The 12,029-nt window shown below is 56.6% G+C and carries 8 protein-coding genes; 3 read left to right on the top strand and 5 right to left on the bottom strand.

The features are described from left to right. Positions 1-273 precede the first annotated feature (273 nt). The 4 genes from proY to phoB all read right to left on the bottom strand — a co-directional run bounded on the left by proY (position 274) and on the right by phoB (position 5,464). A complete protein-coding gene (proY, locus tag EXW94_RS18425; RefSeq protein WP_148400292.1) occupies positions 274-1,647 on the bottom strand; it encodes a proline-specific permease ProY in 1,374 nt (457 codons plus the stop codon). An 81-nt stretch (positions 1,648-1,728) separates the two neighbouring features. After that, entirely contained in the window at positions 1,729-3,048 is a 1,320-nt protein-coding gene (gene brnQ, locus EXW94_RS18420; protein WP_010428030.1) for a branched-chain amino acid transporter carrier protein BrnQ, read from the bottom strand. A gap of 409 nt (positions 3,049-3,457) precedes the next feature. Then, entirely contained in the window at positions 3,458-4,753 is a 1,296-nt protein-coding gene (gene phoR, locus EXW94_RS18415) for a phosphate regulon sensor histidine kinase PhoR (RefSeq protein ID WP_010428028.1), read from the bottom strand. A gap of 21 nt (positions 4,754-4,774) precedes the next feature. Beyond that, positions 4,775-5,464: a phosphate response regulator transcription factor PhoB gene (phoB, locus tag EXW94_RS18410; RefSeq protein WP_010428026.1), complete on the bottom strand. Its 690-nt coding sequence runs from the start codon at positions 5,462-5,464 to the stop codon at positions 4,775-4,777. Positions 5,465-5,651: 187 nt separating this feature from the next. Between phoB and sbcD the strand changes: the two genes are divergently transcribed. Continuing rightward, positions 5,652-6,857: an exonuclease subunit SbcD gene (gene sbcD, locus EXW94_RS18405; protein WP_174340711.1), complete on the top strand. Its 1,206-nt coding sequence runs from the start codon at positions 5,652-5,654 to the stop codon at positions 6,855-6,857. Further along, on the top strand, positions 6,854-9,985 hold the full coding sequence (sbcC, locus tag EXW94_RS18400; RefSeq protein WP_174340710.1) for an exonuclease subunit SbcC: 3,132 nt from the start codon (positions 6,854-6,856) through the stop codon (positions 9,983-9,985). Before sbcD ends, sbcC begins: the two co-directional genes overlap by 4 nt. 68 nt (positions 9,986-10,053) lie before the next feature. Here the strand turns inward: sbcC and mak are convergent, their stop codons facing one another. Continuing rightward, complete coding sequence (gene mak / locus EXW94_RS18395) at positions 10,054-10,959, bottom strand: fructokinase (RefSeq protein WP_148400288.1); 906 nt, start codon at positions 10,957-10,959, stop codon at positions 10,054-10,056. Positions 10,960-11,082: 123 nt separating this feature from the next. On the opposite strand from mak, the gene rdgC reads away from it, so the two are divergent. After that, on the top strand, positions 11,083-11,997 hold the full coding sequence (rdgC, locus tag EXW94_RS18390) for a recombination-associated protein RdgC (RefSeq protein WP_010428018.1): 915 nt from the start codon (positions 11,083-11,085) through the stop codon (positions 11,995-11,997). Positions 11,998-12,029 lie beyond the last annotated feature (32 nt).

Here is a 12,029-nt window from a genome sequence, read left to right as displayed (position 1 = left end):
CCCGATAGCCTGAAGGAATAAGCTGAGGGCACCGCGAAGCGGCGATTTACCGCCGGGAGCCCGGGTCGCCAGGGTGGTGGCGATTGAGCCACCCTGGCACGTTCACCGGTCATGTCGTTGCAGAGTAGCAAGGAATATAAAGTGAACGGAATAACCACCACAGCCGTATGTTCCCCCCTCACCCCAGCCCTCTCCCTCAAGGGAGAGGGGGTCGTCGGTGCAAATATCATTTTGGGGGGATTCCTCACCCCACAGGGAGAGGGGAAAAGAATGTTACTGTGCTTCCGCCAGCTGACGGTCGCGGCGGCATTTGAACATCCAGCCCACCAGCAGCAGGACAATCCACGCGAAGCCCACGTAAAGGGAAATACGAGTGTCCGGGTGGTAGCCAATCAGGCCAATGATAAACACCAGGAAGATCAGCCCAACGACGGTGGTTGCCACCCCGCCCGGGACTTTGAACTTCAGCGCTTTCGCCTCATCCGGCGGCAGGCGGCGGCGGAACGCAATCTGCGACAGCAGGATCATGATCCACACCCACACCGTCGCGAAAGTCGCCAGCGATGCAATCACCAGGAAGACGTTTTCCGGCATGATGTAGTTCAGGTAAACCGAGAACAGCAGCGCCACGGTCATGACCACGACGGTCACCCACGGCGTGCCGCGGCGTGAGGTTTTGGCGAACACCTTCGGCGCGCTGCCCTGCTCCGCCATGCCGTGCAGCATACGGCCCACACCAAAGACGTCGCTGTTGATCGCGGAAAGCGACGCGGTCAGCACCACAAAGTTGAGAATACTGGCGGCAAAGGCGATGCCCATGTGCTGGAAGGTCAGAACAAACGGGCTACCGTTGGTGCCCACCTGGTTCCACGGGTAGATGGACATGATCACGAACAGCGTACCCACATAGAACACCAGAATACGCATCGGCACCGAGTTGATGGCGCGCGGAATGGATTTCTCCGGGTCTTTCGCTTCACCAGCGGTAATACCGATAATCTCGATACCGCCGTAGGCAAACATGACCATCTGGAGCGACATCACCATGCCGAGCCAGCCGTTACTGAAGAAGCCGCCGTTGCTCCACAGGTTGTGGATACCGGTCGGCTGGCCGCCGTTACCAATACCCCAGATGATGATGCCGAAACCGGCGAGGATCATGATGATAATGGTCGCGACTTTAAAGAAGGAGAACCAGAACTCCAGCTCACCAAACACCTTCACGCTCATCAGGTTGACGGCGCAGATAATCAGCACCACGCTCAGCACCCATATCCAGTGTGGCACCGCCGGGAACCAGACGCCCATATAAATGCCAAACGCGGTCACGTCGGCAATCGCCACAATCAGGATTTCAAAGCAGTAGGTCCAGCCGGTGATAAACCCGGCCAGCGGGCCTAAGTTTTCCTGCGCGTAGCGCGAGAAGGAGCTGGCAGACGGGTTGTGAACCGACATCTCACCCAGCGCGCGCATGATGATATAGGCCGCCACGCCGCCGATGATGTACGCCAGCAGAACGCTTGGACCGGCCATTTTGATGGCATCTGCCGAGCCATAAAAAAGACCGGTGCCGATAGCCGAGCCCAGCGCCATAAAGCGGATGTGGCGCGTGCTCAATCCACGTTTAAGTTTGTTAGTGCTTTCCATTTAAATCTTGCCATTCAACACGAAAAAAACAAAAAACCACGGGGCCTTAAGCCCCGTGGTTAAACAGTTTGTTGCCGTTGATTAATGGGCGTTCGATGCGACCTGACGCCCTGCAGCACGGTCCCAGATAATCGCCAGAACCAGTGCAACAACGGTAGGCATCAGCCAGGCCAGGCCTTGCTCAGACAGCGGCAGACGCTGTGTCCATGCAGGCAGAATGTCTGCGAAAGCTGATGCTTTAATCCCGTCAAGGATACCAAAAATCAGGCTGATAAACATGGCTGGCGCAATAATTCGCGACGAGTTGTTCCACCACGGGCGAGTAAAGCTCAGCACCACCAGCACGATACACGGCGGATAAATCGCCGTCAGTACCGGAATCGAGACCTGAATCAGGTGGCTCAGACCGAGGTTGGACACCGCCATAGAGAAGATGCCGAGGATAAACACCAGGGTGCGGTAAGAGAGCGGCAGATACTGTGCGAAGAACTCTGCACAGGCGCAGGTCAGGCCCACTGCGGTTACCAGACACGCCAGGAAAATCAGCGCCGCCAGCAGCATGCTGCCCGCACCACCGAAGGTGTGCTGAACGTAAGCGTGCAGGATAGCTGCACCGTTGGCGTTCTGATCGACCAGCATGGCGCTGTCGGAACCCAGGCGGAACAGTGCCAGATACAGCAGCGTCAGACCCACACCGGCCATCAGGCCAGCCCAGATGGTATAGCGAGTCAGCAGGCGCGCTTCAGTCACGCCGCGGGAACGCGCGGCATTGACGATAACGATACCAAACACCATCGCGCCCAGCGTATCCATCGTCAGATAGCCGTTCACAAAGCCGTTGGAGAACGCAGCATTTTTATAGGCGTCCATCGCGTCGCTAATCGGGCCTGCAGGCCAGACGATAGCGGCTACCGCCAGCACGATCAGGGCCACAATTTTCAGCGGCGCCAGGAAGTTACCCACGGTATCCAGCAATTTGCCCGGATAGAGGGAAACCAGAATCACAATCGCGAAGTAGATCAGGCTGTAGATAAACAGCGGCATCGCGCCGTCACCCGTCAGCGGAGCAATCCCCACTTCAAAGGAAACGGTCGCCGTACGCGGGGTCGCAAACAGCGGACCAACGGCCAGATAGCAGACGGTCGCCAGCAGAACGCCAGCCACTTTGCCAATCGGGGTGCTGAGGCTGTCCACGCCGCCACCGACTTTCGCCAGCGCGACAACGGTGAGGACCGGTAGACCCACGGCAGTAATCAGGAAACCAAACGCAGCTGTCCAGACGTGTTCACCCGCCTGTAAGCCAACCATTGGAGGGAAAATGATGTTACCTGCGCCAACGAACAGCGCAAATGTCATAAAGCCCAGCGCGATGATGTCACGCGATTTTAAGTGATGGGTCATAAAACCTTACTGCCTGTGGATGTGGTGTTGAAAACGTTGAGATTTTCGCTATCCCTGACGGGACGATACAGCGGAAAATTTGCTCAATTTCAGCGGGAAATGCTCCCGTCCTGGCGTGGAGAAGAATAGTTTTTCGATTTACCACGCAAATACAGTCGGTCTGACAGTATCTGGGAGGCAATTTAAACGCTTATAACGTTTAAAGGCAAGGAGGGATCGCAAAACCAGAACAATATGCCAGCATGAAAAAACAGACCAGCACAATGCACTAATTATAAGAAAAACCCATGGCTAATCATGCGAACAAAAAAGCATCAACCGTATAATATTCACACGCGTTTCGCTTGACTGCAAAGCAAACGGGCCAGCAAATGCTGGCCCGTGGAAAGGTAAAATGACACGCCTGCCGTCAGGCAATCTTTTTGGCAATTAATCGTTCCGGAATAACAAAGCTGAAGCGGGTTCCTTTACCCAGCGTACTCTGAATATCAAGACGGCTTTCATGATGATTCACCGCGTGTTTCACAATCGCCAGCCCCAGGCCGCTTCCCCCGGTCTGCCGCGAGCGCGCCTTATCCACACGGTAGAATCGCTCGGTCAGACGCGGTATGTGCTCAGGGGCAATCCCCGGCCCGTTGTCCTCAACGCTAAACTCAGCGCCCGCGGTAACACGCTGCCAGCGCACCACGATATGGGTCCCTTCCGGCGTATGATTCACCGCGTTATACACCAGGTTGGAGATAGCGCTGCGCAGTTCATCTTCACTGCCGAGCACCTTCAGGGTGCTGTCGACCTCAAAGCTAATGTGATGTTTTTTATGGCTTAACGTTTGCGCTTCCCGCTCCACCACCCGCAGCATCATCGGCACATCGATGGTGTCATTCAGTGCCAGTGAAGGCGCGGCTTCAATCTTCGAGAGCGTCAGCAGCTGCTTGACCAGGCCTTCCATACGGTGCGTTTGCTCGCGCATGGTGTGCAGCGCTTTTTCACGCGGTGCACCTTCGAGCGTTTGCTCCTGCATCATCTCCAGGTAGCCCTGAAGCACGGTCAACGGGGTGCGTAATTCGTGGCTCACGTTGGCGAAGAAGTTGCGTCTCGCCCCTTCCAGCTGGTGCATCTGGGTGACATCCCGCGCCACCATCAGCCACTGCCGATCGCTGTAAGGCATCACGCGGATTTCCAGATGACGCCCGTTGTTGAGCCTCAGATTGTGCGGCCCCGTAAAATCACGCTTTTTCAGATACAGCGTGAACTCCGGATAACGCAGCAGGTTAAGAATATTTTGCCCATTATCGTCCGGCCAGCGCAGGCCCAGAAGCTGTTGCGCCAGACCGTTACACCAGAAAATCGTGCCTTCTTCAGTGGTCAGAATGACGGCATCCGGCAGCGACTCTGCGCCGCTGCGAAAGCGTTTAATTAAGCTTCCCAGCTCGCGACGACGTTTTTTATTACGCATCTGCATCTGGTGAAGGCCATACAGCAGCGGTTCCCAGCTGCCGCTTCCCGGCGGAGGGGTCATGCTTCTGTCCACCCACAGCCACCAGGAGAGGCGCAGTAAGTTCCAGAAATGCCAGACTAATAACCCGGTCACTGCCGCCAGCAAAAACCACGGCAGATGCCCAACGATGGCCCCCAGAATGAAGGCCGGAATACAGCATAAGATCAGTTCAAAGACGAGCCTTTTCCATGACAGACGTTCCAGCACGCGTCACACTCCTGTCACTGTTCAGAAACGGGTCGAAAAACGATAACCCGTACCGCGGACCGTCTGCACCATGCGATCGTGACCGCTAAGCTCCAGCGCTTTACGCAGGCGGCGAATATGCACATCAACCGTCCGGTCTTCCACATACACGTTAGTTCCCCAGACGTTATTCAGCAACTGCTCGCGACTGTAGACACGTTCCGGGTGGGTCATAAAGAAGTGCAGGAGTTTGAATTCGGTAGGCCCCATGTCGAGGGGATTTTCGCCCGTCATCACGCGGTGTGAGGTGGGGTCAAGGCTCAGGCCCTGCATCTCAATCACCTCTTCTACCGCCATCGGCGAAATGCGGCGCATAACGGCTTTGATGCGAGCAACCAGCTCTTTGGGGGAGAACGGCTTGGTGATGTAATCGTCCGCGCCGGTTTCCAGACCGCGCACGCGATCCTCTTCTTCACCGCGCGCAGTCAGCATAACCACCGGAATATCGCGGGTCATCGCTTCACGTTTAAGATGTTTGATAAACTGCAGTCCAGAGCCGCCAGGCAACATCCAGTCAAGCAGAATCAGATCGGGCCAGGGTTCATTCAGCTGGTTCACCGCGCTGTCATAATCTTCCGCTTCAACCGGCTGGAAGCCATTTTGTTCGAGCACGAAGCACACCATTTCACGAATTGGAGCTTCATCTTCTACGACCAGAATACGTCTCGCCATACTTTGCCCTGTCTTATCTTATTTAAGTTACAAGTTTGTAATGCGGCGTCATTATGCGTCAGATTTATGACAGATTTATGAAAAACATTACCACCATAAATGGCAAACTGTTGTTTTATTACAGCGGTTATTTTCCATCCCCTGAAAGTTTATAATCGTCATCAACTCTTTTCGCCACGGATCAGCTATGCGCATACTTCACACTTCAGACTGGCATCTGGGTCAAAACTTTTACAGCAAAAGCCGGGCGGCGGAGCACGAAGCCTTCCTGAACTGGCTGCTGGAGACGGCACAATCGCATAACGTCGATGCGATTATTGTCGCGGGTGACATCTTCGATACCGGTTCCCCACCGAGCTATGCGCGTGAGCTCTATAACCGTTTCGTGGTGAATCTGCAGCAGACCGGCTGTCATCTGGTGATTGTCGCCGGAAACCACGATTCTGTGGCCACGCTGAATGAATCCCGCGATATTCTGGCGTTTCTCAATACCACCGTGGTGGCCAGCGCCGGACATGCCCCGCAGATCCTGAAAAAACGTGACGGCACGCCGGGTGCGGTGCTGTGTCCCATTCCGTTTTTGCGTCCGCGGGATATCGTACAAAGCCAGGCGGGACTTTCCGGCGGCGAAAAGCAACAGCATTTATTACAGGCTATCACTGATTATTATCACCAGCAGCATACCGATGCCTGCGCCCTGCGCGGCGAAGCGGCAATCCCGGTGATCGCGACCGGGCATCTCACCACCGTGGGTGCCAGTAAAAGTGACGCCGTACGTGACATCTATATCGGCACGCTGGATGCCTTCCCGGCGCAGAACTTCCCGCCTGCCGACTATATCGCGCTCGGGCACATTCACCGGGCGCAGATCGTCGGCGGCTGCGAGCATATCCGCTATTGCGGCTCGCCCATTTCACTCAGCTTCGATGAAACAGGCAAAGCAAAATCCGTGCATCTGGTCAGTTTTACCGACGGAAAACTCAGCGCTGTCGAGACGCTGGACGTGCCCGTCACCCAGCCGCTGGCGGTGCTAAAAGGCGATCTGGCGGCCATCACTGAACAGCTTGCGCAGTGGCGTGGTGTCGAGCAGGTTCCGCCCGTCTGGCTGGATATCGAAATCACCACCGATGACTACCTTCATGATATGCAAAGAAAAATTCAGGCGCTGACGGTCGATCTGCCCGTCGAGGTCTTACTGGTTCGCCGCAGCCGGGAGCAGCGCGAGAAAATTCTGTCAGGTGCGCAGCGTGAAACGCTCAGTGAACTGCGGGTCGAAGAGGTGTTTGAGCGCCGGTTGTCTCAGGAAGAGATTGACGACGCGAAGCGAGTAAGGCTCAACGAGCTGTTCACGCATACCCTGCATGCGCTTAACGATGAGGGAGAAAATGCATGAAAATTCTCAGCCTGCGCCTGAAAAACCTGAACTCGCTCAAGGGCGAGTGGAAAATCGACTTTACCGCTGAGCCGTTTGCCAGCAACGGGCTGTTTGCCATTACCGGTGCCACCGGTGCCGGGAAAACCACCTTGCTCGACGCCATCTGTCTGGCGCTTTACCACGAAACGCCACGACTGCAAAAGGTCTCTCAGGCGCAAAACGACCTGATGACGCGCGACACCGCCGAGTGCCTGGCGGAAGTGGAGTTCGAGGTAAAGGGCATCGCCTATCGCGCGTTCTGGAGCCAGAACCGTGCGCGCAATCAGCCTGACGGGAACCTGCAGGCCCCGCGCGTGGAGCTGGCACGCTGCGAGGACGGAAAAATCCTCGCCGACAAGGTGACGGATAAACTGGAACAAACGGCAGCTCTTACCGGGCTGGACTATGGCCGTTTTACCCGCTCGATGCTGCTCTCTCAGGGACAGTTTGCCGCCTTCCTGAATGCCAAACCGAGCGATCGCGCGGAGCTACTCGAGGAACTTACCGGCACCGAGATCTACGGCCAGATTTCCGCCATGGTGTTTGAAAAACACAAAGCCGCGCGCAATGCGCTTGAGATGTGCGAAGCGCAAGCAGCAGGCGTTGTCCTGTTGAGTGAAGAACAGCAGCAGCAGTTGCAGCAAAGTTTGCAGGCACTCACTGACGAAGAGAAAACCCTGCTGGCGCAGCAGCAGAGCCACCAGAAAGAATTTCAGTGGCTTACTCGCAGCGAAGAGCTTATCCGCGAACAGCAGCGTGCCGCGACCTTACAGCAGCAGACGCAACAGGCGCTGACTGATGCAGCCCCAGACCTGGCAAAGCTCCAGCTCGCGCAACCCGCGTCCCAGCTCCGCCCGCTGTGGGAACATCAGCAAGAACAGGCATCACGCCTGGCGCAAACGAAGCAGCGTATTGTTGAAGTAAATACTCGCTTACTGGAAAAAACCGCCTTGCGCTCGCGGATCCGCAACGGCGCTTTACATACTCATACGCAGCTACAGACAGAACTGGCGGCACTGGCACAGTGGCTGACAGACCACGATCGGTACCGCCTGTGGGGCCAGGAGATTGCAGGCTGGCGGGCTCACTTCTCTCAGCTAAATCGCGATAAAAATCAGCTCACTACGCTTGCTGCGCGCATCACTGAATTACGCCATAAGCTGACGGGTCTGCCAGAAAGTTCCCTCACGCTGACGGCTGACGAGGTCGCAATGGCGATGGAGCAACGGGCGCAAACCCGGTCTACGCGCCAGCGCCTGACCGCTCTCCATGCCCGCTATCAACCGCTGCAAAAACGTCAGCGCCAGAACGCCGAAAGCGTGCAAAAAGCACAGACCGGGCTGGTCGCGCTTAATGAAACGCTGGCACAGCGCCGCCAGCAGTATAAAGAAAAAAACCAGCATTATCTGGACGTTGAAACACTCTGCAGGCAGGAAGAGAAAATCAAAAGCCTTGAGGCGGAGCGTGCTCAACTCCAGGCCGGGCTGCCTTGCCCACTATGCGGCTCCACTACCCATCCGGCCGTGACGGCATACCAGGCGCTGGAACTCAGTGAAAATCAACGCCGCCGCGATCGGTTAGCTAAAGAGGTCGCCGCACTTAAAGACGAAGGTTTGTTAGTTCTCGGCCAGGTTAACGCCCTGTCACAGCAGATCCAACGCGAGACAGACGAAGCGCAGGCGCTCTCTCAGGAAGAGCAAGCGCTCACTAAAGAGTGGCTGGAAGTGTGTGCTTCTCTGAATATTACACTGAATATTCAGGAGGATATTACCCCGTGGATGAGCGAGCAGGAGCACTACGAGCAGCAGCTTTATCAGCTCAGCCAGCGTTTGACCCTACAAACCCAGCTTAACGAGCAGGAAGAACAGGAACGTCAGTACCAGCAACAGCTGGCGGCGACGCGTCAGGCAGTGGAAACGTCCCTGCATACGCTGTCGCTGGGTATTCCGGATGCAGGCACTGAATCCGTCTGGCTCGCCTCACGTGAAAGTGAATACGCGCAGTGGCAGGAGAAACAGACCCAGCATGGCGCGACGCTGGAACGTATTAACGCCCTGACGCCGCTGCTCGATACCCTTCCGGCAACGGAGGCCACTGAAACCGAAACGGCGATCCCCGCGAACTGGCGCGAAATTCACGACGAATGCGTGTCGCTGCAAAGTCAGCTTACCGCGCAGCAACAGCAGGAGGCGCTGGAGAAAGAACGTTTGCAGCAGTCACAGGCGCAATTCGCCACGGCACTGGCGGCAAGTTGTTTTGAGGATCAAGACGCGTTCCTTTCTGCGCTGCTGGATGCCGACACCGTTCGACGCCTTGAGCAGCTAAAGCAGACGCTGGAAAACCAGGTACAGCAGGCGACAGCGCTCTCCGCGCAAGCGACCCGGCAGCGAGAGGACCATCAGGCGCTGCGCCCGGAAGGGCTGGACGCCGATGTTCAAACATTACAAATGCAATTGGAGCAACTGGCACATCAACTTCGTGAGAACACCACGCATCAGGGTGAGATCCGCCAGCAGCTCAAGCAGGACAGCGATAACCGTCTGCACCAGCAGGCGCTTATGCAGCAAATAGAAGAGGCCGCGCGCCTGGCGGACGACTGGGGCTACCTGAATTCCCTGATTGGCTCCAGCACCGGCGACCGATTCCGTAAATTCGCTCAGGGGCTGACGCTGGATAATCTGGTCTGGCTCGCTAATCAGCAGCTTAATCGCCTGCACGGACGCTATCTGCTTCAGCGGAAAGTCAGCGATGCGCTGGAGCTGGAAGTGGTCGATACCTGGCAGGCGGACGCGGTGCGCGATACCCGTACGCTCTCGGGCGGCGAAAGCTTCCTGGTGAGCCTGGCGCTGGCCCTGGCGCTGTCGGATTTAGTGAGTCACAAGACGCGGATCGATTCCCTGTTCCTCGACGAAGGATTCGGCACGCTGGACAGCGAAACGCTGGATACCGCGCTGGATGCGCTCGACGCGCTGAACGCCACCGGCAAAACCATCGGCGTGATCAGCCACGTTGAGACGATGAAAGAGCGCATTCCGGTGCAGATCAAGGTGAAGAAGATTAACGGGCTGGGGTATAGCAGGCTGGATAAGGTGTTTGCGGTGGAATAAATGGGGGGAGGGGTGCGGTCTGGTGCCCTCACCCTGGCCCTCTCCCACAGGGAGAGGGGAAAAAAAGTTTATTCCGGCCACAGCCATGCCGCGCCGCGCACGCCGCTGGAATCCCCGTGCACCGCTTTGCGGATCGGGGTTTCACACTCGCCGCCGAAGACCCATTGCCTGACCAGATTCGGTACCGTGGCGTACAGCCGGTCAACGTTGCTCATCCCACCGCCAAGCACGATCACATCCGGGTCGAGAATGTTAACCACGTGCGCCAGCGATTTCGCCAGCCGCATTTCATACCGGCTAAGCGCCAGTTCCGCGACCGGATCCTGTTCTTCAACCAGACGCATAATCTCATTTCCCTTCAGCGCCTGCCCGCTCAGGCGATGGTAGTCCGTAGCAAACCCCGTACCGGAAATAAAGGTCTCGATACAGCCCTGCTTTCCGCAGTAGCACGGCACTTCCGCGCGATAGTTAAGTTCGTCTTCGTCCATCCACGGTAATGGATTATGCCCCCACTCGCCCGCCGTGCCGTTGCCACCAATGTGGGCGCGACCGCCGAAGGCCACACCCGCGCCGCAGCCCGTACCGATAATCACCGCAAAAACGGTCTGGGCGCCTGCAGCAGCACCGTCGATAGCTTCCGATACCGCCAGACAGTTGGCATCGTTAGCCAGACGCACATCGCGTTTAAGACGCGCGCTCAAATCTTTATCAAACGGCTGGCCGTTGAGCCACGTAGAGTTGGCGTTTTTCACCACGCCGGTGTACGGCGAGATCGACCCGGGGATCCCCATTCCAACGCTGCCCGTCTGCCCTGTTGCCTGCTCGGCCAACTCGACCAGCCGGGCAATCGTCTCGATAGTCTGGTGATAATCATCACGCGGCGTAGGCAAGCGGTGGCGAAACAGCTGTTCCCCCTGCTCGCTCAACGCAATCACTTCAGTTTTGGTGCCGCCTAAATCGATCCCAATACGCACAAGAGACTCCTCATTATTTTGATTATCAACAGAGTAGAAGCCGCCTACCCGATTAGCAATGCAAGCGATGCGACAATTCGTTATCATGCCCGCTGATTTAACGACAAGGCCGTGGAAATTATCATGCTGTGGTTCAAAAATTTGATGGTTTACCGTCTCAGCCGCGACGTTTCGCTGCGTGCAGAAGAGATGGAAAAACAGTTAGCCGCTTACACCTTTTCCCCTTGCGGTAGCCAGGATATGGCAAAAACCGGTTGGGTTCCGCCAATGGGTTCACAAAGCGATGCCCTGACCCACGCCAGCAGCACCGGTCAAATTATCGTTTGTGCGCGTAAAGAGGAAAAAATTCTCCCTACGCCGGTCGTCAAGCAGGCGCTCGAAGCGAAAATTTTCAAGCTGGAAGCCGAACAGGGCCGCAAGCTGAAAAAGACCGAAAAAGATTCGCTGAAAGACGAAGTGCTGCACTCCCTGCTGCCTCGCGCGTTCAGCCGCTTCAGCCAGACCATGATGTGGATCGACACCGTAAACGGGCTGATCATGGTGGACTGCGCCAGCGCCAAAAAAGCGGAAGACACGCTGGCCCTGCTGCGCAAAAGCATCGGCTCTTTACCGGTCGTTCCGCTGGCGCTGGAAACGCCGATTGAGCTGACTCTGACCGAGTGGGTACGCAGCGGGACTGCCGCGCAAGGTTTCCAGATCCTGGATGAAGCGGAGCTGAAAGCCCTGCTGGAAGATGGCGGTGTGATCCGCGCGAAAAAGCAGGATCTGGTGAGCGACGAGATCGCCGTACACATTGAAGCGGGCAAAGTCGTGACCAAGCTGGCACTCGACTGGCAGCAGCGCATTCAGTTCATGATGTGCGATGACGGCTCGGTGAAGCGTTTGAAATTCTGCGACGAGCTGCGCGATCAGAACGAAGATATCGACCGGGAAGATTATGCCCAGCGTTTTGACGCGGACTTCATCCTGATGACCGGCGAGCTGGCCGCGTTGATTCAGAATCTGGTGGAAGGTCTCGGCGGCGAAGCGCAGAGATAACAGACAAAACGTAGGCCGGGTAAGCGTTAGCG

Origin of the sequence: Enterobacter sp. JMULE2 (assembly GCF_013337145.1) — a bacterium.
Taxonomy (GTDB): Bacteria; Pseudomonadota; Gammaproteobacteria; order Enterobacterales; family Enterobacteriaceae; genus Enterobacter; species Enterobacter mori.
This window is presented reverse-complemented; position numbering and strand designations above follow the sequence as displayed.

Excerpts from the sequence above, each read along its gene's own strand:
- proY (WP_148400292.1), bottom strand. The coding sequence starts at position 1,647 with ATGGAAAGCACTAACAAACTTAAACGTGGATTGAGCACGCGCCACATC.
- sbcD (WP_174340711.1), top strand. The coding sequence starts at position 5,652 with ATGCGCATACTTCACACTTCAGACTGGCATCTGGGTCAAAACTTTTAC.
- brnQ (WP_010428030.1), bottom strand. The coding sequence starts at position 3,048 with ATGACCCATCACTTAAAATCGCGTGACATCATCGCGCTGGGCTTTATG.
- phoB (WP_010428026.1), bottom strand. The coding sequence starts at position 5,464 with ATGGCGAGACGTATTCTGGTCGTAGAAGATGAAGCTCCAATTCGTGAA.
- sbcC (WP_174340710.1), top strand. The coding sequence starts at position 6,854 with ATGAAAATTCTCAGCCTGCGCCTGAAAAACCTGAACTCGCTCAAGGGC.
- rdgC (WP_010428018.1), top strand. The coding sequence starts at position 11,083 with ATGCTGTGGTTCAAAAATTTGATGGTTTACCGTCTCAGCCGCGACGTT.